Origin of the sequence: Pseudomonas sp. 3MA1, from assembly GCF_029237275.1 — a bacterium.
Lineage (GTDB): Bacteria > Pseudomonadota > Gammaproteobacteria > Pseudomonadales > Pseudomonadaceae > Aquipseudomonas > Aquipseudomonas fluorescens_AP.
In genome coordinates this window covers 64,838-86,221 of sequence record NZ_JAACFX010000017.1, presented here as the reverse complement: position 1 = coordinate 86,221, position 21,384 = coordinate 64,838, and the positions used below count along the sequence as shown (strand labels likewise).

The following is a 21,384-nucleotide window of genomic DNA, read 5'->3' as shown; positions in this document are numbered from 1 at the left end:
CTCGGTGCCTCGCCTAGGCTCGGCATGCCCGAACTCCGGCATTGATCCGTGGGCCGCCGCAATGGGCCATCCCTGGCCCAGTGCGGCTAACCCGGCGTCCTGCCGGGTTACCCACGGCTCAATGCCTGCGTTCGGCCATCGTGTCTAAAGGGGCAGGAAGATCAAAAGCCAGATCAAAAGCAAAAGCAAAATCTGACGGCGGCCTTGCGGCCGGCCTGAAGATGGCGCGGTGTGTACCGCCCCCATGTAGGAGCTGGCTTGCCAGCGAAGGCGTCAGCTCAGGCGCTGCATGTCTCGCGGGCCCCTTCGCCGGCAAGCCGGCTCCTACAGATAGCGCGTAAAACGCGCTTGGCTTTGGCTTTTGATCTTCAGGCCCCTTCCCAGCAGGCCGAGCGTAGGCGTTGCGTAGGGGGCAGCTCGGCATGGATGCCGAGCTAGCCGCCACCCGGCCATGGATGGCCGGTTGGCGGCGGGCCCCCGGAGCAATGCCGGAGCTCGGGCACCCCGAGCCCCAGCGAGGGGCCGTATGGAGGGGCATGAACGGGACAACCACATAGGTAACAGAAAAGTTCAGGCACATCGGTAACACCAAATCAGGCCTGCACCGCCGTATTGAGCCTGATGTAACCATCCTTGGCGTCTTTCAGATCAAAGCGGCCCAGCTTGATTGGGCCAAATATGACCTCCCAAACTCCCTCGCTAATGCGTTCCAAGCCAACCGTTTCGCGCTTGAGAACATTGCCGACATAGATCCTGAGACGACCTCTGTTGACCACACCACAAGAGTCAACAACATAGACTTCTATATGACTCGGGTACCTCATAACGGGTAACCGAGCCGGATAAGTACGCTGCGAACTGTAATAACAAGAGGCTGGTGTTTTCTGTCCAAGTGCTTCATGCAGTCGTTCATGATTGTAGTGCTGCATGAACAGATCAAAGTGTTTTTGCTGAGCACCCCATTCGATTTCCGGAGGGCTGGCCAGAGTACTTTTCAGTGTGCGATGCATCCGTTCATGGCGACCATTTTGCTCGGGACGACCCGGCTGGATTCGTTCGGGAATAATACCCAAACGTAGCCACCAGATAGACAGCAACGACAATCCAGCACGCCCTGCACTGGCAAAAGGAACTCCATTGTCAGTACGTATCCGCTCAGGCATCCCATAGGTTCTAAACAATCGCTCGAAGGCAGTCTTGGCGTCTTTGAAGTTGGTGCTGGGCATGCTCTCGCAGGCCAATAAGAAACGGCTCGCATGGTCCATAACCGTCAACGGGTAACACCAAACACCTTCTCCCGTCAGGTACTGCCCCTTGTAGTCAGCACTCCATAACTGATTGGGAACATCTGCTTTTTTCAAAGGACTTGGATAAATCGCAACACGCTGACGCAGCCGCCTAGGCGTCACCAGGCCTGCTTGTTTGAGGATGTTGTAGATACTGGTTTTAGAGGGCGGTTCCTGTCCCGGAAAACGTTCGGCCAAAGAAGCCTGGATCTTCTTGGGCCCCGGCGTTGTAGGACCTTTTGAGCGCAACTCGATAATCGCGGCCTTGATTTCAAAGGGAATGAGATGCGCCTGACAATGTCGACTTCGACTCCTCTCATCAAGGCCGCGCACACCGTCTGCGTTGTAACGGGCTACCCATTTGTAACCCGTTTTTCGGCTGATGCTGTGTGCCGCACACAGTTCGCTGAAGTTAAAGCGTCCTAATAAATAGTCCGCAATGAACATCACTTTAAGGTCCATAGGGTTCAGCTCTCGCCACGGCATGGTCAGATCCTCGGAATCGACCCTGCCAGTTAAAAACTGTTACCTATGTGCTTGAACTGGTTTGTTACCTATGTGGGTGAGTCATACCGGCAAGCCCTTTTGGTTCCTTTTGTGGCGTTTGACAAAAGGGACTCGCCGTAAGGGCGAAACCCTAAGTGGCCGTGACCGCAGCAACGGATATGTACTCCATCCCACTCGCCGCAAGATCGAACCCCTAAGCCACCGCACCCGCAGCAACGGATATGTACCCCATCCCACTCGCCGCAAGATCGAGCCCCTAAGCCACCACACCCGCAGCAACGGATATGTACCCCATCCCACTCGCCGCAAGATCGCCCCCCAAAGCAACCGCACCCGCCGCAACGGACATGTACCCCGCCCCACTCACCGCAAGAGCGAACCCCCAAGCCACCGTGACCGCAGCAACGGACATGTCCCCCACCCACCGCTGCAAAAGCGAAACCACCAGCCCCCCTCTATCGCCATCCGCAATCACCTCCCCCCTTGCATATCGCCCTTTGGAATTTCCACAAAATCAACCCCTTACCCCCGTGAATCCACCTGTCGGAAACCCACAAAATCAATGTGCCATTACCCCGCCAATTCCCCCCGCGCTGCTTAACTGCAAAAGCTGCCAAGTACCGCAGCCCCCCTAAACCCCACGGAAGGCACACACCATGAGCCCCACCTCGCAACACACGGTTGTCCCCTACGGCGTCGCGATCCAGTCGGCCATCGCCGAAGGCCAGCTCCCCCAGATGAAAGCCCTGCTGGCCAAGCGCGATCCGAAGGGCGGCGAGCCCAAGGATCTGAAAAACGCCTACGAACAGCTGGCCAAGGAAGTCGCCCGGCTGGAGCAGCACTGATCGCTGTTTCCCCGTCATTGAATGGAGGCAAAGCATATGTCCGGTTCCAATTCCCACGCCGAAGGTCTGTTCCCCCTGAGCTATCGCATCGGCACCGATAAGCCCGGGGCGCCCAGTCTGATTCTCAACCTGCTGGTCTACACCCCCGACCACAGTGTCCGCGGCGGTTCGACCATCACCCAGGCGCTCAACCCGCCCCTGGACCTGCACAGCGATGTCTGGGGTCAGTACACCTACCTCACGGTCATGCACCCCAGCACCAGCAAGATCCTCATCACCGCCCAGGGCAATCAGGGCGGCCCCGGCTCCAACGCCATCATCACCTTCAAGCTGCACCTGGTGGTCGGCGACAACTGGAAGGAAGGCATCGCCAACTACCAGTACTTCAACGGCCACGACTGGGTTTCGGTCAATCAGGTGCCGGCCCATCTGCAGGAGACGGTGCAGTCCAGCACCCTGTCGACACCAGAGCACCAGGGCCATTACAGCGCCGTGAACAGCACCAGCGCCGCGCTGTACGGCGGGCCGATCCACGGCGCCATCGCCAGTGGCGATCTGGCCCAGATGAAGAGCCTGCATCGGGTGGCCACCCAGCAATTGGAGCAGCTGCCGCTGATCCGCACCGCGCTGGACGCAGCCAAGGCCGAGATCAAGAAGCAGGAACGCCGCTGATCAAGGCCCTCCATCGAACCTGATGCCTTCTATCCAGATAAGGAGTTGCAGCATGACAATCGGACTGTTCCATACCCGCATCATCGTCGCCAATCCTGTGATCGGAGCGCCGGTGCTGACCCTCGACCTGCTGGTCAACACCCCGCAGAAAAGGGTCAGCGGCGTGGCCCGGATCACCCAGAGCACCTCGCCGCCGTTGCAGTTCCGCGCGGACGTGTGGGGCGACTACTCCCAGGTCAAGCTCGATCCGTCCAGCGAGGGCCACATCATCCTCAGCCTGGCCGGCAACCCCAGCGGCCCGACCAGCCAGATCGCCGAGACGTTTCATCTGCAGGGCATTCTCGGCCTCGACTGGGCCAGCGGCTTCGCCAGCTACAAGTACCAGTACCAGGGTCATTGGCACGTGGTGCAACACGCCGCCGTGAGCCAGGCACCGGTGGAGCAGAAGCCCGGCGAACGCGCAGTCCAGGCCGGCCAGCCGTCTATGCATCCCCACCCGCTGTACGCGGTGGCGCTGCAGGAGGCCCAGACCAGCGGCGACCTGGCGCGGCTCAAGACGCTGGTGGCCCAGGGCGAGCAGCAACTGGCCAACAGTGAAAACCTGAGCCAGGCGGTGCAGCAGTTGCAGGCGGAAATCAGCCGCCTGGAGCGCCGCTGAGTCCAGGCCAGCGGGGCCGGCCGTCAGCGGGCGGCCCCGACTTGGGCCAAACCGATCGCGCCATCACCGCCCACGGAAGGCGCGCCTGTTTCGATGGGTTGCTGCCGCGCACCGCTGGGTGCGCAAGGATCTTTCATGTCAGACCGTCTCCCCGCCCGCTACCTCAGCGAAAACGACCTCAAGCGCTATGTGCCGGTGCACGTGGTCTGGGAAATCACCCTCGCCTGCGACCTCAAGTGCCTGCACTGCGGCTCCCGCGCCGGGCACCGGCGTCCCGGTGAGCTGAGCACCGAGGAGTGCCTGGCGGTGATCGATTCACTGGCCGCGCTGGGCACCCGGGAAATCACCCTGATCGGTGGCGAAGCCTATTTGCGCAAGGACTGGACGCGACTGATCCAGGCCATTCACGACCACGGCATGTACGTGGCGATCCAGACCGGCGGACGCAACCTGACCCCGGCCAAGATGCAGGCCGCGGTGGACGCCGGGCTCGATGGCGTCGGCGTGTCCCTGGACGGCCTGGCGCCGCTGCACGACGCGGTGCGCAATGTGCCGGGCTCGTTCGACAAGGCCCTGGACACCCTGCGCCGGGCCAGGCAGGCCGGGCTGAAGATCAGCGTCAACACGCAGATCGGCGCCGCCACCCTGCCCGACCTGCCGGCCCTGATGGACTTGATCATCGACGCCGGCGCCAAGCACTGGCAGATCCAGCTGACGGTGGCCATGGGCAACGCCGTGGATCACCCGGAACTGCTGATGCAGCCCTATCAATTGCTGGAGGTCATGCCGCTGCTGGCGCGTCTGTACCGCGAAGGCAACGAGCGCGGCCTGCTGATGAACATCGGCAACAACATCGGCTACTACGGCCCCTACGAACACATGTGGCGCGGCTTCGGCGACGACCGGGTGCACTGGACCGGCTGCGCCGCCGGGCAGACGGTGCTGGCCCTGGAGGCCGACGGCACGGTCAAGGGCTGCCCGTCCCTGGCCACCGTCGGGTTCTCCGGCGGCAACGTGCGCAACATGAGCCTGCACGACATCTGGCACTACAGCGAAGGCATGCATTTCGGCCGCCTGCGCTCGGTGGACGACCTGTGGGGCTATTGCCGCAGCTGCTACTACAACGACGTCTGCCGCGGCGGCTGCACCTGGACCTCGCACTCGCTGCTGGGCAAACCGGGCAACAACCCCTATTGCCACTACCGGGCCCTGGACCTGCAGAAAAAAGGCCTGCGCGAGCGCATCGTCAAGCTTGAGGATGCGGGCCCGGCGTCCTTCTCCGTGGGCCGCTTCGACCTGATCACCGAGCGCATCGACACCGGCGAAGCCGTGGCCAGCGTCAGCGACAGCGGCCAGGTGATCAAGCTGGCCTGGGTCAACCAGGGCCAGGCCTCCCCCGCCGAAGGCCGCATCCCGCCGCGCCTGGCCCTGTGTCGCAATTGCCTGGAGTACATCCACGCCGTTGAGAGCACCTGCCCGCACTGCCACGCCGATGTCGCCGCCGCCGAAGCCCGGCATCAGGAGGACCGGCTGCGCCAGCAGGCCCTGATCAACACCCTGCACCAGTTGCTGGGCCTGCCGCCGGAGCAGCCGCGCCTGTAATCGCCGCCAGTCCCGCCGCCGCGCCCGCTCCAGGCGCGGCGACGGTTATAGCGGCCCGGGCAAGCATGGAAAAACCATCTATAAAAAACCTCCGGACCAGGCGGATAAGGGCTTTGCTAAGGAAGTTCGTCCACAGGCCCGCGCGCCCCCTGCGACTGGAGCACAACATGAGAATAAATCCCTACCTGGTGTTCAACGGCGACTGCAAGGCCGCCTTCACCTTCTATGCGAAATGCCTGAACGGCACCCTGGAAATGATGATGACCTTCGGCGAAAGCCCGGCTCGCGAGCACATCAGTGCCGACTGTCACGAACGCATCATGCACACCCGCCTGAGCGTCGGCGATCAGGTGCTGATGGGCTCGGACAGCACCCCGGAACGGCCCTACCTGGGCATCCACGGCTGTTCGATCTCGTTGAACATCGACAATCCTGCCGAAGCCGAACGGGTGTTCGCCGCCTTGGCCGAGGAAGGCAAGGTGCAGATGCCGCTGGAAGCCACCTTCTGGGCCGAGCGCTTCGGCATGCTGGTAGACCGTTTTGGCGTGCCATGGATGGTCAACTGCGAGAAGCGCCAATAGCCCGGCCCACTGCGTCCCACTCCTCGGGTGCCGTGCCCTGCGGCACCCACCGCCGCGCCAGCTGTGAAAGATTTTGCGCACTTCATCAAACAGCCATCAGCACCCTGTACTAGGATACGAGGCGACCCTTCGTCGCTCAGCGTAAACAGGAGCTAAATCAACCGCCATCCAAACTCGTTGCTATAAGGCAGCCCTTCCACACCTCCTCATTCATGGATGAAATGATGAACTCACAAATACTGTTTCCACACATTGGCAAGGTCATCGCCAGCACCGGAAGCCGCAGTTTTCCGCGCATGCTGCACGACCTGATACTCACCCAACTGGCTGTAGACGCCACCCATATCACCCAACTGCGGGCCGACCCGCAGGCGGGCGCCGGCAGACCCGGCAAGCCCCTGATGCAGACCCGCCATCCGCTGTGCGGCGACGTTCATGCCAGTAACGATCCGCTGCTGTGCGCCGCTTTTCCCGAGCAGCCCGAGCAGCCGGTCCAGGGCCAGCTGCTGCATCGCCAACGCGGCAACCTGAATCCGGCGCAACTGCACCTGACCGGCCGCAAGGACTCGTACCACTACGTGCTCTCGGTGTACCGCAGCAGCCAGGCCCAGAGCTTCTCCCCCCAGGAGCGGCTGTTGCTGGAGGACATCTCGCCGCTGCTGCTGCCCATGGTGGAAAAGCACATCAGCGCCCTGCAGCCGCACGGCGACAGCGCCGAGCAGAACGGTGCCGCCATCGAGGGCCTGACGACCCTGCGCCTGCGTTTTGCCGAGCGCCTGGAGCAGTCCGGGCTGCACCTGTCCAACCGCGAGCTGGAGGTCTGTGTCGGGCTGCTGGCCGGGCGTACCGCGCCGCAGTTGGCCGAGCAGCTCAAGCTCAAGGTCAATACCGTGGAGAGCTACCTCAAGCGCGCCGCCATCAAGCTCGGGATCAGTGGCCGCCACTCGCTGCTGCGCTGGATGTACTCGCCCCAGGAAGACGCGCCGGGCAGCAACGATGGTGCACCGGCCTGATCCGACACCGGTCCTGACCCGCTGACCCGACCCCGCCGGCCCCAGCGCCGGCGGGGTTGTCCGGGCGCGGATCAGTCCCGGGCCAACGCTTCGATCGGCTCCAGGCGCGCTGCATCAGCCCGGGCCGGAACGGCCGCTTGAGCACCGCATAGCCACCGATGGTATACAGCGGCGAGTCGCCCTGGCACAGCCTTGCGGATCGGCTGATTCAGCTGTAGGAAATTGGCTATCCGTCGACGACGCTCATGGCCTGGCGCGGGTCTTCGCACCCTTGCCCCGGACGAGCCACCCGGGCCCGCGCGAACCTGCCGAAAACCCCACCGGCTGGCGCCAAAGGGTTGTTACAGAGGCTTGGCGCAATGCCTGGACAAGGCTCTGGCATGGCTTGCCTGTCCCCGTTTCCCCTTACAGACGCCGGGCAAAGCCATAGGCTTAAATTCAGTTCCGAAGAGCGGTTCAGGCTCATCGGGAATCTGCCACGCACAGCGTGGCAAGCGCGCTTAGATCAGCGATTTGTCTCAATCAAGGATGATTAAGGATATGAGTCTGACCAGCAGTATTGCGAACATGGAAATGCCGCACTTCTACTTCGAACTGGGACAATTGATTTCCCACACCGGCCACCCACAGTTCGCCAGCGAGATGCTGCAACTGGTGGACAAGCGGGTGCCGGCGGGCCAGTTGGTGCTCAGTGAATGGACCCTGGACGAGCACCAGGCCAGTTCCCTGTCCATTACCCTCTTGGGGCGTGCCGGGCTGCAGAAGGATCTGCCGCTGCCGGAGCCGCCGCGACGTCATGACCCGCTGCTGCACAAGATGCTGGAAATGGACGACTCGCTGCTGATTCAAATGAATGCCCAGGCCCGCAGTGGCCACTCCCGTACCACCGCGCATCAATGCCATCTGGTCTCGCGCAAAGCCAATCGCCGCTGTGTCATCGGCCTCTACCGCGACGCCGAGCAGGGCGGCTTTTCCCTCTCCGAGCTGTCGTTCCTCAAGAGCCTGTCGCAAACCCTGCTGCCGCTGCTGGAGCGCCACGCTCAACTGCACCGGCAACAGGCCCTGAAGAACCTGTCCAGCTGGAGTCCCAGGCCCGTCACTGCGGCGCAGCAGAACCCGTTGCAACGGGAGTTCGACGAGCGTCTGTCGCTGGGCGACATCAGCCTCTCGGCCCGGGAAAAAGAGGTGTGCCTGGGGCTGCTCACTGGCGGCACCGTGCCGGAAATGGCTCAGCGCCTGAGCGTCAAGAACAGCTCCGTGGAAACCTATCTCAAGCGCGCCGCCGCCAAGCTCGGGGTTAGCGGTCGTCACGGATTGGCCAAGTGGATGGTCGGCGCCTGAAGTCGCCCCGTCCGCATCAGGATCTGCTGTCACGAAGCTGATCAATGCGTAGCTCCCCACGGACCCTGGCGGCGGACCAACAGAGCATGCGCAATGGCAGCGCCGGCAAGGTGTCGGCGCTGGACGTGGCCCAGGTCCGCACCAGCGTCGACAGCGCCCGTGCCAGCCTGGCCCACTACCAGCGCCAGGTGCCCAGGCCCCGAACAACCTGACCTGCTGGTGGGCGCGTCGCTGCCCACCGGGTTGCCGTCGGGCCGATTGCCGCAGAGCGCGCCTCATGGCTTGTGTGGCTGCGCTTGCGCGCGGTCCTGCGCGGTGACCGAGGTCAGGCGCGCCAGGCGCGGCGCCAGCCATTGCCTGAGGTCGTCCATGCAGCTGAAGACCACCGGCACCAGCACCAGGCTCAGCAGGGTCGAGGTGATCAGCCCGCCGATCACCGCCACCGCCATCGGCGCGCGGAACCCGGCGTCGGCGCCACTGCTGAGCAACGCCGGGACCATGCCCGCGACCATGGCGATGGTGGTCATGATGATCGGCCGGGCCCGCTCGGCCCCCGACTGGATCAGGGCCTGGTGCCGGGGCATGCCGAGGCGACGCTTCTCAAGGGTGAACTCCACCATCAGGATCGAGTTCTTGGTGACGATGCCCATCAGCATCAACAGGCCGATGACCACCGGCATGTCAATGGCCGCGCCATACAGCAACAGGCCGCCAATCGCCCCGCCGACGGACAACGGCAGCGCGGTGAGGATGGTCAAGGGTTGCAGGAAGTCGCGGAACAGCAGCACCAGCACGGCGAACACCATCATGATGCCCAGCCCCATGGCCACGCCGAACTTGTCGAACATCTCGTTCATGTATTCGGCATCGCCGTACTCGACGCTGCGCACGCCGTCCGGCAGCTGCTGCAGCGCCGGCAACTGGCCGATGGCTTCCAGGGCCGCGCCCAGGGTGATCCCGGCCAGATCGGCATCCACCGACACCCGACGCAAGCGTGAGAAGCGCTCGATCCGCGCCGGCCCGCTGCCATAGCCGATATCGGCCACGGCGCTGAGGGGCAGCACCGTGCCCCGGTCGGTGCTGACGCCGAGGTTGCCCAGGGCATTCAGGTCGCCCTGCTCGATGGCCGGCAACAGTACGCGGATCGGCACCTGGCGATCAGGGAAATTGAAGCGCGCCGAACTGGCGTTGATTTCGCCCACGGTGGCGATCCGCGCCACGCTGCCGATGGCCTGGGCACTGACCCCGGCCCGGGCCGCTTCGTCCAGCCGCGGCTGGATCAGCAGTTCCGGACGCGGCAGCGGTTCGTTGACCTGGACGTTGGCGATGCCCGGCAGCGCCCGCATGTCGCGTTGCACGGCATGGGCGGCGCGGCTCAATGCCGGCCCGTCGGGCCCCACCAGGATGATCGAGATGTCCCGCGCCGCGGTTTCGCCACGAAAGGCGTAGCGCAGGTCGGCAAAGCCGTTGAGCAGCGGCCGCAAGGACTGCTCGAAGGCCTTCTGGCTGAGCTCGCGCTGGTCCGCCGGGAGCAAGCGCACCAGCAGTTGACCGGTGGCCACGTCCGTGGCCCCGGAGGCATCCTCGCCGCCGGCGGTGACGAACACCGAGCGCACCTCGGGCCGCTGGCGAATCTGCCGGGCCATGTCGGCCAGCACCTTGTCGGTCCGCGCCAAGGGCGTGCCGGGCGGCAGGGCGACGTCGATGCGCGACAGGCTGAGGTCATTCACCGGCATGAACCCCGACGGCAAGAGCGGCACCAGGGCGAACGAGCCGACCAGGAACAGCCCGGCCAGGCCCAGGCTCTGGCGCCGGTGCCGCAGCGCCCACTCCAGCAGCTTCAGGTAGCCTCCCAGCAGGCCACCGGGGGCCACCGGCGATTGCCCGTGGCCAGCGCCCGGGGCCTTGGGCTTGAGCAGGTAGGCGGCCATCAGCGGCGTGACCAGGCGCGCCACCAGCAGCGACGCCAACACCGCCGCCGAAACGGTGATGCCGAACGGGGTGAAGTACTGGCCGACGAAACCGCCGATGAAACTCACCGGCAGGAACACCGCGACCAGGGTCGCGGTGATCGCCACCACGGCAAAGCCGATGGCGTCGCTGGCATCGATGGCCGCCTGATAGGGGCGCTTGCCCTGGTCCAGATGCCGTTCGATGTTCTCGATCTCGACGATGGCATCGTCCACCAGGATGCCGATCACCAGGGTCAGGGCCAGCAGGGTGATGCTGTTCAGCGAATAGCCGAACCCGGCCATGACGGCGAAAGTCGGCAGGATCGACAGCGGCAGGGCGATGGCCGCCACCAGGGTGGCGCGCCAGCTTCTGAGGAACACCAGGACCACCAGGACGGTCAGCAGCGCGCCTTCGACCAGGGTCATGATCGCCGCGTCGTAACTGGCCAGGGTGTAGTCCACCGAGGACCAGACCTGACGGATCTCCAGGTCCGGGTGCTGTTGCTGCAGGCGCTGGATAACCGCTTCGACGCCGGCCGCCACCCGGGTGTCGCTGGAGCCCTTGGCGCGAAACACCGCGAACCCCACCACTTCCTCGCCGTCCAGGCGCGCCTGGGAACGGGCCTGGCTGGCGCCGTCATGCACCCGGGCCAGCTCTCCCAGACGCGCCCAGCGCCCCTCGCCCAGGGCAATCGGGGTCTGGCTCAGGGCCTGCACCGTCAGCGCGCTGCCCAGGGTGCGGATCGACTGTTCGCTGTGGCCCAGCCGGGTGCGCCCGCCGGGCACGTTGATATTGCTCTGCACCAGTTGGCCGTTGACCTGCTCGGCGGTGATGCCCAGGGCTTGCAGGCGCTCGGCCATGAGTTCGACCTTGACCTCGCGCTCGACCCCGCCCAGGCGCTGCACCTTCTGTACCCCGGGCACCGCCAGCAGTTCGCGGCTGAGCTGGTCGTCGACGAACCAGGAGAGCTCCACCAGGCTTCGCGCGCCGCCCTTCACCGCGTAGTTGAGGATCGCCCCGCCCTCGACGTCGATGCGGGTGATCATCGGTTCCTCGATGGTCTGCGGCAGGTCGGCGCGGATCAGCGCGATGGCGTCACGGATGTCGTTGGCGGCGCGCCCGGGATCGACACCGAGCTGGAACTCCACGGTGGTCACCGAGATCCCGTCGGCCACCGTGGAGGTGATATGGCGGATGCCGGCCAGGCCGGACACCGCGCGTTCGACCCGCAGGGTCACCGAGTGTTCAAGCTCGGTGGGCGCCGCACCGACCTGGGACACCAGCACGGTGATCACCGGGAACTCGACCCGCGGGTTGGCGTTGATCGGCAGTTGCAGGAAGGACAGCCAGCCGCCCACGCTGAGCACCAGGAACAGCACCAGGGTCGGAATCGGCCGGCGGATCGCCCAGGAGGAAAGGCGCAGGCTCATGGTTCCAGCTCCTCGTCGTCGGCCGGCCGGACCTGATCGCCGTCACGCACGAAGGCCGAGGCCCGGGCCACCACCCGCTCGCCCTCCACCAGCCCGGACAGCACCTGCACCTGGATGCCGTCACGCCGGCCAACGCGGATCTGCCGCAGACTGGCCCTGCCCTCCTGGTCCAGCACCACCACCGAGGCCTGTTCGTCACTGGTAAAGGTCAGGGCGCGCTGCGGCAGCACCAGGCTCTGGGCCGGCCGTTCAGGGCCCTGGGCCGGCAGCTCCAGGCTGCTGGTGGCAAAGCTGCCGGCGCGCAGCTCGGGCTCGGCGGCCAGGGTGATGCGCACCCGACCGCGACGGCTTGTCGGGTCGACTTTCGCCGCCAGCAGGCGCACCTGGCCTTCCACCGGGGTGGACAGCCCCGTCACCTGGACCGCCACCCGGGTGCCGACCTGCAAGGCGCGCAAGGCGCTTTCAGTGACCTCGCCATCCAGCTCCAGGCGGTTGTCGCGGATCAGCCGGAACAAGGGCTCGGAGCCGCTGAGGGCGCCGACCCGGGCATGCCGTTCGGACACCACGCCGGCCACCGGGGCGCGCAGCGTGGCTTTCTGGCGTTGCGCCCGGGCGTCCGCCAGTTGCGCCCGGGCCTGGGCCTGCTCGGCCCGGGCCGCCGCCAGGGCGGCCTGGGTGGCGCGGGCCTGGGCCCGTTGCTGATCGACTTGCTGAGCGCTGGCGGCACCGAAGCCGCCCAGTTGTTCCAGGCGCTGATGGCTGCTCCGGGCCTCGACGCTCAACGCCTGCTGCTGGCGAATCAACGCCGTCGCCCGCTCCAGCGCGGCCTCGGCCTGGTGCACCTGGGCATCCAGGGTGGTGGTTTCCAGCTCGGCGAGGACCTGCCCGGCGCTGACCCGGTCGCCCTCCTCCACCAGGATCGAAGCCAGGCGCTGATCCTGCAGAGCGGTGCCGACGGCAATCTCTTCCTGGGGCACCAGGGTGCCGCTGATGAAGATGCGCTGCCCGACGCTGCCGGTACGGACCTGCACGCTGCTGACTTTCAGTGCCGAGGGCTGTTCCTGGCTGCGGCTGGCCGGCAACTGGGTCTGCGGCAACCACAGGGCCAGCAGCGTGCCCACCAGGGTCAGCAGCGCCACCAGCAACAGCCTGGGGGTGTGTTTGGCCAGGCGCCGCAAGCGCCGGTTGCGACATGGTTCGGGAGACGGATCGATCGGCTGCATGTATCGGGTACTCAAGGATTCATTTGCGCCCGGAACACGGGCACGCTGCCCCGTGACCTGAAACCGGCCCGAGACGCCATTAAGCAAGCTGGGCAACGGCCGACAGGGCCGCTGCAAGGTGGCAGTCAGCCGGGTTCGGGCTGCTGGGGACGCAGGAAGCGGCGAATGATCAAACGCAGCAGCGGCTGGTGGGCCCGGGCCTGGAAATCCGCGTCCATCACCACCCGGGCGATGGCGCCTTCGGTCAGCGCCAGCAGCCACACCGCGGCCATGTCCGGGTCCAGCTGCGGGTCGATCTGGCCGGCGGCCATGCCGCGCCGGAGCAAGGCTGCCAGGTCGGCCTTGACCCGCGCTTCGTTGGCGGCGAACAACGCCCCCATCTGCCGATTGCGGCTGGCCTCGGCCGCCACCTCGATACTGATCCGCGCGTGCAACGGATCGCTGCAGGCCTGCATCATCGCCAGGGCGATGTGCTCGACCGCGTCCAGGGCGTCCTCGGCGGCGCCCCACTGGGCAAACAGGCGCGCCATGGCCTGGCAGTCTTCCTCGGCGATCGCCGCGATGATCGCCGCCTTGCTCGGAAAGTAATGGAACAGGTTGCCCGGGCTCATGCCGGCGGCCGCGCAGATCTGCGCGGTCCGGGTGCCGTGGAAGCCGTACTGGGCGAAGCAGGTCAGCGCCGCGCCGAGGATCTGCTGGCGCCGCGCGTGCATCTTGCTGGGGTCTACCGTTCTCATTGCCCACCCTGGCGCCACAGGCCTTGCCGGCGCGATTCATCGACTGACTGATCGATCTAGTATTGAGCCGCAGTCCGGTCACTGTGCGAAGCCGTCAAAGCGCCCCGGTGCCGGTACATGCCGCGATCACAGGCTAGCGCGAGGGTTTTCCGAGCGCTGTAAATCTGTGTGAAAAATAGTGCAGGAATGCATAAGGGAAGGTACGGGGGGGGAAGCGTGGCGGATGCCGGAGGGGATAGGAGCCAACCCGGCCAGCCAGGGGCAGTAGGCAGTACAACGAGGCCGGGCGGGCGGGTGCCGCGATGTTGCAGCCCGCCCTGACCAGGCACCGCCATGTTGCGGTTCACTGTGATACCTGGCCGGGCGAACGGAGGCCATTCTAGGCATCGGTCCGCGCAGCGTATGTAAGAAAATTCTTATTCCTTAACGGCCTGAATCCTCTGCCCCACCAAGACGAAACAGGCCATTTCCAAGAACGCCGTGGTCAACGGGTGCCCGGCACCAGGTCGAGAATCTCGTCGATGCCCAGGCAACGGGGTTCCACCTCCAGGGTGCGGCCGTGTTCGAGGATGCCCACCGCCACGTCGCGCATGGCCATGTAGGCACTGCGCAACATGTGGTTGGCGTAGATCACCGCGTTGAAGCCTGCGCCCTCCAGCTCGTCGAAACTCAGGTGGGCATAGCTGGTGGGCACGCAGATCAGCGGCACCCGCGGGCAGTGACGGCGGAACAGCTTGGCGAACTCGAGGATCTCCAGGCCGTCCTTTTTCCGGCTGTGGATCATGATCCCGTCGGCGCCGGCCGCCACATAGGCCAGGCAGCGCTCGATGGCGTCGTCCATGCCCTTGTCGAGGATCAGGCTTTCACAGCGGGCGATGATCAGCAGGTCCTCGTGGCTGCGACTGCTGCAGCCGACGCGGATCTTGTCGCAGAACTCCTCGATGGAGTCCTGAAGCTGGTTCACGGCGTTGCCGAACAGCGAGTTCTTCTTCAGCCCGCACTTGTCTTCGATGACCACCGCCGACACCCCGGCCCGATCGAGCATCTTCACGTGGATCGCGAAATGCTCGGCCTTGCCGCCGGTGTCGCCGTCGAAAATCATCGGCAGCGAACAGACATCGAAGATCTCGCGGATGCCGTGCAAGCGGTTGCTCGGCGAGAGGATCTCGATGTCCGGCAGGCCCTTGTGGGTCGAGTCGGTCAGGGAGCTGGACCAGATGGCGTCGTAGCTCAGGCTGGGCCCGGCCCCGCGCTCCAGTCGGGACTGTTGGGCCAGCAGCGCCGAGATCGGGCTGTGGGCTTCAAGCACCCGCAGACAGCGCTTGCGGCGCAGCAACTGGCTGAGGTTGGTTCGGCGAATATCAGCGTCCTGCATGGGATTCACACGCCTCTTGTGGTTGGAGAACTGCGGGGTCGCGGCGGCCGGGCCGCCTCAGGGGTGGGTCATGTCGAGTGCCACCACGTAACGGTCGAAATCCGCGGCCGAGACGTAGCCCAGCTGTTGCGCCACTTCCCGCAGGGACTTGCCCTGATGGTGGGCGGTCTTGGCGATGATCGCCGCCTTGTCGTAGCCGATGTGGCGGTTGAGGGCGGTCACCAGCATCAGGTTCTTCTCGATGTTGGCCTCGATCCGCGCCCGGTTCGGCTCGATGCCCAGCGCGCAGTGGTCGTTGAAGGCGCGGCAGGATTCGGCCAGCAAGGTGATGCTTTCCAGCACGTTGTGCACCATCACCGGCTTGTAGACGTTGAGCTGGAAGTTGCCCTGGCTGCCGGCGAAGGCCACGCAGGCGTCGTTGCCGAAGACCTGGGTGCAGACCATGGTCAGGGCCTCGCACTGGGTCGGGTTGACCTTGCCCGGCATGATCGAGGAGCCCGGCTCGTTCTCGGGAATGTCGATCTCGCCGATGCCGCAGCGCGGGCCGCTGGCCAGCCAGCGCACATCGTTGGCGATCTTCATCAGGGCCATGGCCAGGGTGCGGATCGCCGCCGAGGTGTTGACCAGCGCGTCATGGGCCGAGAGCGCGAAGAACTTGTTGCTGCAGGACTTGAACGGGTAGCCGGTGAGCTCGGCGATGACCTTGGCGCACTCGTCGCCGAACTGCGGATGGGAGTTGAGCCCGGTGCCCACCGCGGTGCCGCCGATGGCCAGGTCGTAGAGGCCGCTCATGTTCTGTTGGATGGCCATCAGCGCGTAGTCGATCTGCTCGACCCAGCCGCCGATCTCCTGGCCAAGGGTGATCGGCGTGGCGTCCTGCAGGTGGGTGCGGCCGACCTTGACCACGTCGCGAAACTGCTCGGCCTTGTCGGCCAGGGTGTCGCGCAGCAGCGACACGCCCGGCAGCAGGGTTTCGTGGATCTCGCTGACCACCACCATGTACATGGCCGTGGGAAAGGTGTCGTTGGACGACTGGCCACGGTTGACGTGGTCGTTGGGGTGGATGGGTTTCTTGCTGCCCAGCTCGCCGCCGAGCATCTCGATCGCTCGGTTGGCGATCACTTCGTTGGCGTTCATGTTGGACTGGGTGCCGGAGCCGGTCTGGAACACCACCAGCGGGAAGTGCTCGTCCAGTTGCCCGCTGATGACTTCGTCCGCGGCCTTGACGATCGGCAAGGCGATGGCTTCCGGCAGTTCGCCGAGCTTGAGGTTGGCCAGGGCCGCGGCCTTCTTCAGCAGGCCCAGGGAGCGGATCATCGGCGCGCCCCACTGGAAGCGCGAACGGCCGATGGGGAAGTTGTGGATGGAACGCTCGGTCTGAGCGCCCCAGTAGCGGTTGGACGGTACGGCGATGGTCCCCATCGAGTCGGATTCATGACGCATGTTCAAGGTGCTCCAGTGGTAGGCGCAAAGCGCAATCAGGTCGGGGTTGCCGGGCAGGCGCTCGGCCCGGCGAGATGCACGGGCGCCCTACTCCTTGAGGACGGAGGCCATTTTTTCCAGGTGCGCGCAGGCCCGCACCACGTATTCGTCGGACAGCGCGGCAATGCGCCGGTAGTTGATCTGCTGGCCGGTGGCCTGGGTGTAGAGCCGCAGGGCCTCGGTGGCGTGGCGGAAATGCCGGGCCTCGACGGCGCCGCAGTGCACGCTGAGGAAGCCGGCGATGCGGTTGGCCTCCCCCGCCGGATACCCGCAAGACTCGCGCAGCCAGTGCTTCCACAGTGGGGTCATGAGGTTGTACTCGCCGGTATTGAACAGCTCGGTCAGGGCCATCATTTCCAGGGCTTCCACCAGGTTCGGCGCCAGCGGGCGCTTCTCTCCGACCCAGGTGGAGAACTCCTTGGTGATGGGGTTCAGGTACTTGTCCTGCAGGCGCCAGTTGTCCGAGCCGCAGATGGCCGAGGCCATGCGGTGATAGAGCTTGGAATGATGGGGATGGCCGTGCATTTCACCCAGGCCGACGTCTTCGACGATGATCTCGCCGCAATGCCGGGCGGCCGCCAGCAGCTTGAGCTGGTTGTCCTCGCCGGGCAGGTCCGCGGACTCCTGCAGCAGCCGCACGATGATGCTGGACACCGCATGGGCCGCGCCGTCGGGGCTGCGCCAGCCGCAGAAAAAGGTGCACAGCGAATCTTCGGACCAGCGACGGGAGGTCATGCGCTGGTAGGTCAGGCAGTAACCGTCCAGCAGGCCGGGGTGGTTTTCAAAACCGCTGAGCAGGGCCTCCTGCAGATTCCGATCCTCGACATCCACCAGTGCCTGATGCACATAGCCGATGAACGCCTCGCGGGAACTCTCCATGTTTCTCTCCTGTATTGACTCTTGGGTTCACGGACAACAAGCCAGGCGTCGCCGCCCCGGGCCTCTGGACGGGCTCGGAAACCAGGACAACGCAGCGGCAGATACGGGTGACGGCAGCGCTCAATCCATGACGATCGCCGACATGAACTGGGCGAAGCGGCTCAGGCCTTCGATCAGCTCCTGGTACTCGACGGCGTAGGAAATGCGAATGCAGTGGGGGTCGCCACAACCGGACCCGGGGACCACGGCAATGTGCGCCTCGGTCAGCAGCAGGTCGGCGAGGTGGTCGACGTCGCGGATCGGCTGGCCACGGTAGTAGCCGCCCAGGCGCGAAGCGATGTCGATGTACAGGTAGAACGCCCCTTCCGGCGGCGCATAGCGGATACCTTCCAGGCGATCCAGGTAGGTGCGCGCGGCGTGCAGTTGCCGCTGCAGGAACGGATTGACCTGGGCGGCGAACTGCGCCGAGTCGGCATTCAGGGTATTGAGCGCGGCGTACTGCGACAGGCTGCTGGGGTTGGAGGTGGTGTGGCCCTGCAGGTTGTGCATGGCCGCGATCACCGGCGCCGGGGCACAAGCGTAGCCGATCCGCCAGCCGGTCACCGCCTGGCTCTTGGAGAAGGAATCGATCAGCACGGTCTGGGCCTTGAGCGCCGGGAACAGCGCCAGGATGTTGTGGTGCTGGTGGGGTTCGCGCACCAGGCCGCGATAGCACTCGTCGAACATCACCCACAGCCCGCGCTCGAAGGCCAGCTGGGCGATCGCCAGCAGTTGCTGCCGTTGATAGACGGTGCCGGTGGGGTTGTTCGGGGTGTTGATGACGATCATCCGCGTGCGTTCGCTCAGCGCACCCTGCACCGCTTCCAGGGTCAGCCGGTAGTCGTCGTCGCGGGTCGGCACCAGTACCGGGGTGGCGCCCGCCAGACGGATCTGGGTGGGAAAGGTTTCCCAGTAGGGGCTCGGCACTATTACCTCGTCGCCGGGGTTGAGCAGCACCATGCAGGCGTTGTACAGGGCCTGCTTGGCCCCGGCGGTCACCGCCACTTCATTGGCGGCGAAGGTCACGCCGGTGCGCTGGCTGACCCGCTGGGCGAGCTTCTCCCGCAGGGCCGGCAGGCCAATCGGCGGGGTGTAGCGGTTGCGCGCGCTTTCAATGGCTTCGATGGCCCCGGCGCGCATGTCCTGGCAGGCATCGAAGGACAGTTCACCGGCGGCGAAATTGATCACCTTGACCCCGCTTTCCTTCAGGGCGTTGGCTTTGCTGCGCATGCTGGACGTGCCCGGCGCGCTGAGGCCCAGGGCACGGTTGGACAAAGACAATCGGCTTGCAGTGGCTTCGCTGTTATTCATGTTGTTACCTGCGAAAACGATCTGGAAGCAAGGCGCCCCGGACTCGGGAAAACACCCTGCGCAGCCCACCTGGCCAAGGCCCCCAGCCAGGTCTTCTTACATTCTGATGACAGTCGCAAACACCGGCCAATACCGTTTGCGTCGTGATTGATACTGGAAAAGTAAGAACTATCTGAAGGTGCCGCTGGCCGCGCGCAGAATGCATCAGGCCCGGGCAGAACAGCCCCGGGCCTGATGGTTTGTGGCTTGACAGCGGTCTTCAGGCGCGGCCGGAGACGGACCTCGCGTCGGCGTCCATGCCCCGCTGCACGTACCAGGATAGAGGCAGGGTCAGCAGCAGCGTGGCGGACAGGGCCATCACCGCCAGGGGAATCCCGGTGACGTCACCCAGGCTGCCGAACAGCACCGGAGCCAGGGCCCCGCCGCCGATGGTGCCGGTGTAGAACAGCGAGAACGCCTGCTCGCGCTTGCCGGCACCGGCCAGGTCCGGCACCGCGCCGTAGAGCACCGACGAGGTGCCGTTCAACGCCAGCCCCAGCAGCGGCAGCATCACCATCAAGCCGCCATAGGGCAGGAACACCGCCAGCACGATCAGGCTGGCGGTGGTGAACTCGGTGATCCACACGGTTTTCATCATGCCGATGCGCGCGCCGAGGTAGCCGCACAGCAGCTTGCCAAAGGCGCCACCGACGAACAGCAGGGTCAGGGCCAGGCCGATACCGGCGGTGCCGGCACCCTTGGCCTTGAGCAGGAACGGCAGGAAGGTCAGAAAACCCATGCGCACCGCGCTGTCCAGGGTGCCGGTGAGGATCAGCGCGCGCATCCCGCTGGCCGAGCCCTGGCCCTTGGCCGTCTTCGGCGCTTTCTCGCTGATGGCCGTGGTGATCGCCCGGGAGGGAATCAGCCACCACAGCAGCAGCGCGGCGGCCAGTCCCAGAAGGCCGATCAGGGTGACGCTGGCGCGCCAGCTGATCAGCGTCAGCAACAGGCCCACCAGGCCCGGGACCAGGGTCTTGCCGATATCCCCGGCGAAGTTGTACTGGGACAGGGCCTCCTTGACCCCGCCGCCGGCTTCATGGGTATCGGTGATCAGGGAGGACGCCAGCGGGTGCTGGGTACTGGCCCCCAGGCCGCCGAGCAGCAGGGCCAGGAGCAAAACGCCCAAGCCGCCGGCCTGCCCCGCCAGCAGGTAGGCCAACCCGGCCAGGGCGGTGCCGCCCACCAGCAGGCGCTCGCGCCCCCAGCGCTTGGCCGCGCGACTGGCCAGTAACTGGAAGCCGGCCATCATTCCGGAATAGACCCCGCGCAGCAGGCCGATCTGGGCGTAGCTCATGGCGAACTGCGCCTGCCAGATCGGCAGCAGCACGTAGATCACGTCCGTCAGGCCGTCATGCACCGCATGGGCGCTGCAACCGGCGAACAGGGAGCGACGACGCACGCTGGCATCGCTCATCGGCGCGGCCTCCAGGGAGCCGCTGTGTTTCAGATCATTCATCGTCGGCCAGGCTGCGAGGGGGGAAAGGAAGCGGATCAGTCACAGAATAGGCAAGCCGGTGCCGGCCACAAGCCCCGCTTGCGGGGCCGGGCCGGCGACCCTCAGCGCAGTGCTTGGGCGCAGTCGCGCATCACCCGCGCCTTGCGCTGCAGGTATTCGGCGAAAATGTCCCGCGCGGCCTGCGGGTCGACCTGCACCTGCATGGCCTCGACGAACTCGTTGACCGCCGCCACGGCATGGGCGAAGTGGTTGCTCTCGGTGCCGCCGGTGTGCACGGTGACCCAGGCCACGGTGGTCCGGGCCTTTTCCGCCGGCACGCCCATGTCGCGGACGAACCACTGCTTGTACAGCGGGTGGATGTACTCCACTTCACCGTGGGTGTAGACCTCGTGGACCAGGGTGGTCAGCAGGCCTTGCAGCAGGTCACGGTCGCGCAGGCGGCGAAAGTCGGTCCAGTCCTTGAACGCCTGCGCCGAAGGCAGGCAGTTTTCCTTGAGCAGCCACTGATCGTCACCGCAGATCGGCGTGGCCATGTTGTAGAACAGGTCCGAGTGCAAGGTGTTGCCCAGGGCGCCCAGGTCTTCGTCGGTGATCCGCTGCAGGCTGCCGCAGGCCCGATAGAGGCCCTCGGCGGCGGCCGAGCCCTGCTCGGAACGGGCCAGCAAGGTGATGCGGTTGGCCAGGCCGGAGACGCTGGTGGCGGAGTTGTTGGTCTTCGACCAGCTGGCGAAGAACTTGCGCAACACCGCAGGCGCGTGGCGGCGCGAGGTGAGCTTCTCGAAGGCATTCTCGATGTCCACCAGAGCGTTTTCCTCGCTCCAGAAGGCTTCGAACAGCGCATGCTTCAAGACACTGGCCGGCATGTCGTTCAACACAGGTTCGACGATCTTCAGCAACTGGCTCTGCCGGGTCAGTACGTTATTCATGGTCACCTCACGTATTCCTTGTTGGATGA

18 protein-coding genes are annotated in these 21,384 nt (G+C 65.4%); 8 read left to right on the top strand and 10 right to left on the bottom strand.

The genetic code is table 11. The features are described 5' to 3' along the window. Positions 1 to 593 precede the first annotated feature (593 nt). Positions 594 to 1,772, bottom strand: coding sequence for an IS481 family transposase (locus tag GWQ44_RS29420; protein WP_275928936.1), 1,179 nt, complete (start codon positions 1,770 to 1,772; stop codon positions 594 to 596). A gap of 677 nt (positions 1,773 to 2,449) precedes the next feature. Between GWQ44_RS29420 and GWQ44_RS29415 the strand changes: the two genes are divergently transcribed. From GWQ44_RS29415 to GWQ44_RS29380, 8 genes are all read left to right on the top strand, one after another. Further along, entirely contained in the window at positions 2,450 to 2,638 is a 189-nt protein-coding gene (locus GWQ44_RS29415; protein WP_047305105.1) for a DUF1843 domain-containing protein, read from the top strand. A 36-nt stretch (positions 2,639 to 2,674) separates the two neighbouring features. Continuing rightward, positions 2,675 to 3,310: a DUF1842 domain-containing protein gene (locus tag GWQ44_RS29410; protein ID WP_275928935.1), complete on the top strand. Its 636-nt coding sequence runs from the start codon at positions 2,675 to 2,677 to the stop codon at positions 3,308 to 3,310. A 52-nt stretch (positions 3,311 to 3,362) separates the two neighbouring features. Next, positions 3,363 to 3,968, top strand: coding sequence for a DUF1842 domain-containing protein (locus GWQ44_RS29405; protein WP_275928934.1), 606 nt, complete (start codon positions 3,363 to 3,365; stop codon positions 3,966 to 3,968). Positions 3,969 to 4,103: 135 nt separating this feature from the next. Further along, positions 4,104 to 5,570, top strand: coding sequence for a GDL motif peptide-associated radical SAM/SPASM maturase (locus GWQ44_RS29400; RefSeq protein WP_042942021.1), 1,467 nt, complete (start codon positions 4,104 to 4,106; stop codon positions 5,568 to 5,570). Positions 5,571 to 5,737: 167 nt separating this feature from the next. Then, a complete protein-coding gene (locus GWQ44_RS29395; RefSeq protein WP_275928933.1) occupies positions 5,738 to 6,151 on the top strand; it encodes a VOC family protein in 414 nt (137 codons plus the stop codon). A 224-nt stretch (positions 6,152 to 6,375) separates the two neighbouring features. After that, positions 6,376 to 7,164, top strand: a complete 789-nt coding sequence (locus GWQ44_RS29390; RefSeq protein WP_047305110.1) for a helix-turn-helix transcriptional regulator — start codon at positions 6,376 to 6,378, stop codon at positions 7,162 to 7,164. A gap of 540 nt (positions 7,165 to 7,704) precedes the next feature. Continuing rightward, on the top strand, positions 7,705 to 8,505 hold the full coding sequence (locus GWQ44_RS29385; protein WP_047305111.1) for a helix-turn-helix transcriptional regulator: 801 nt from the start codon (positions 7,705 to 7,707) through the stop codon (positions 8,503 to 8,505). 44 nt (positions 8,506 to 8,549) lie between these two features. Next, entirely contained in the window at positions 8,550 to 8,717 is a 168-nt protein-coding gene (locus GWQ44_RS29380; RefSeq protein ID WP_275928932.1) for a hypothetical protein, read from the top strand. A 63-nt stretch (positions 8,718 to 8,780) separates the two neighbouring features. On the opposite strand, the gene GWQ44_RS29375 is transcribed toward GWQ44_RS29380, so the two are convergent. The 9 genes from GWQ44_RS29375 to GWQ44_RS29335 form a co-directional block, all read right to left on the bottom strand. Then, positions 8,781 to 11,888: an efflux RND transporter permease subunit gene (locus tag GWQ44_RS29375; protein WP_275928931.1), complete on the bottom strand. Its 3,108-nt coding sequence runs from the start codon at positions 11,886 to 11,888 to the stop codon at positions 8,781 to 8,783. Continuing rightward, positions 11,885 to 13,111, bottom strand: coding sequence for an efflux RND transporter periplasmic adaptor subunit (locus GWQ44_RS29370; protein WP_275928930.1), 1,227 nt, complete (start codon positions 13,109 to 13,111; stop codon positions 11,885 to 11,887). The genes GWQ44_RS29375 and GWQ44_RS29370 overlap by 4 nt, the downstream gene beginning before the upstream one ends. Before the next feature lie 125 nt (positions 13,112 to 13,236). Beyond that, complete coding sequence (locus tag GWQ44_RS29365) at positions 13,237 to 13,848, bottom strand: TetR/AcrR family transcriptional regulator (RefSeq protein WP_275928929.1); 612 nt, start codon at positions 13,846 to 13,848, stop codon at positions 13,237 to 13,239. Positions 13,849 to 14,332: 484 nt separating this feature from the next. Continuing rightward, positions 14,333 to 15,223: a phosphoenolpyruvate mutase gene (aepX, locus tag GWQ44_RS29360; protein WP_016963777.1), complete on the bottom strand. Its 891-nt coding sequence runs from the start codon at positions 15,221 to 15,223 to the stop codon at positions 14,333 to 14,335. A 57-nt stretch (positions 15,224 to 15,280) separates the two neighbouring features. Further along, positions 15,281 to 16,666: a class II fumarate hydratase gene (fumC, locus tag GWQ44_RS29355; protein ID WP_103740600.1), complete on the bottom strand. Its 1,386-nt coding sequence runs from the start codon at positions 16,664 to 16,666 to the stop codon at positions 15,281 to 15,283. Positions 16,667 to 16,753: 87 nt separating this feature from the next. Continuing rightward, entirely contained in the window at positions 16,754 to 17,584 is an 831-nt protein-coding gene (locus tag GWQ44_RS29350; RefSeq protein WP_199011422.1) for a hypothetical protein, read from the bottom strand. A gap of 120 nt (positions 17,585 to 17,704) precedes the next feature. Beyond that, positions 17,705 to 18,934, bottom strand: coding sequence for a pyridoxal phosphate-dependent aminotransferase (locus GWQ44_RS29345; RefSeq protein WP_199011423.1), 1,230 nt, complete (start codon positions 18,932 to 18,934; stop codon positions 17,705 to 17,707). A gap of 259 nt (positions 18,935 to 19,193) precedes the next feature. Next, on the bottom strand, positions 19,194 to 20,429 hold the full coding sequence (locus tag GWQ44_RS29340) for an MFS transporter (RefSeq protein WP_275928928.1): 1,236 nt from the start codon (positions 20,427 to 20,429) through the stop codon (positions 19,194 to 19,196). A gap of 101 nt (positions 20,430 to 20,530) precedes the next feature. Then, positions 20,531 to 21,355, bottom strand: coding sequence for a hypothetical protein (locus GWQ44_RS29335; protein ID WP_042942058.1), 825 nt, complete (start codon positions 21,353 to 21,355; stop codon positions 20,531 to 20,533). Between the last annotated feature and the right edge of the window lie 29 nt (positions 21,356 to 21,384).

Coding starts and splice junctions, on each gene's coding strand:
- GWQ44_RS29370 (WP_275928930.1), bottom strand. CDS start 13,111: ATGCAGCCGATCGATCCGTCTCCCGAACCATGTCGCAACCGGCGCTTG.
- GWQ44_RS29365 (WP_275928929.1), bottom strand. CDS start 13,848: ATGAGAACGGTAGACCCCAGCAAGATGCACGCGCGGCGCCAGCAGATC.
- aepX (WP_016963777.1), bottom strand. CDS start 15,223: ATGCAGGACGCTGATATTCGCCGAACCAACCTCAGCCAGTTGCTGCGC.
- GWQ44_RS29345 (WP_199011423.1), bottom strand. CDS start 18,934: ATGAATAACAGCGAAGCCACTGCAAGCCGATTGTCTTTGTCCAACCGT.
- GWQ44_RS29380 (WP_275928932.1), top strand. CDS start 8,550: ATGCGTAGCTCCCCACGGACCCTGGCGGCGGACCAACAGAGCATGCGC.
- fumC (WP_103740600.1), bottom strand. CDS start 16,666: ATGCGTCATGAATCCGACTCGATGGGGACCATCGCCGTACCGTCCAAC.
- GWQ44_RS29335 (WP_042942058.1), bottom strand. CDS start 21,355: ATGAATAACGTACTGACCCGGCAGAGCCAGTTGCTGAAGATCGTCGAA.
- GWQ44_RS29415 (WP_047305105.1), top strand. CDS start 2,450: ATGAGCCCCACCTCGCAACACACGGTTGTCCCCTACGGCGTCGCGATC.
- GWQ44_RS29350 (WP_199011422.1), bottom strand. CDS start 17,584: ATGGAGAGTTCCCGCGAGGCGTTCATCGGCTATGTGCATCAGGCACTG.
- GWQ44_RS29375 (WP_275928931.1), bottom strand. CDS start 11,888: ATGAGCCTGCGCCTTTCCTCCTGGGCGATCCGCCGGCCGATTCCGACC.
- GWQ44_RS29340 (WP_275928928.1), bottom strand. CDS start 20,429: ATGAATGATCTGAAACACAGCGGCTCCCTGGAGGCCGCGCCGATGAGC.
- GWQ44_RS29400 (WP_042942021.1), top strand. CDS start 4,104: ATGTCAGACCGTCTCCCCGCCCGCTACCTCAGCGAAAACGACCTCAAG.
- GWQ44_RS29405 (WP_275928934.1), top strand. CDS start 3,363: ATGACAATCGGACTGTTCCATACCCGCATCATCGTCGCCAATCCTGTG.
- GWQ44_RS29410 (WP_275928935.1), top strand. CDS start 2,675: ATGTCCGGTTCCAATTCCCACGCCGAAGGTCTGTTCCCCCTGAGCTAT.
- GWQ44_RS29385 (WP_047305111.1), top strand. CDS start 7,705: ATGAGTCTGACCAGCAGTATTGCGAACATGGAAATGCCGCACTTCTAC.
- GWQ44_RS29420 (WP_275928936.1), bottom strand. CDS start 1,772: ATGCCGTGGCGAGAGCTGAACCCTATGGACCTTAAAGTGATGTTCATT.
- GWQ44_RS29390 (WP_047305110.1), top strand. CDS start 6,376: ATGAACTCACAAATACTGTTTCCACACATTGGCAAGGTCATCGCCAGC.
- GWQ44_RS29395 (WP_275928933.1), top strand. CDS start 5,738: ATGAGAATAAATCCCTACCTGGTGTTCAACGGCGACTGCAAGGCCGCC.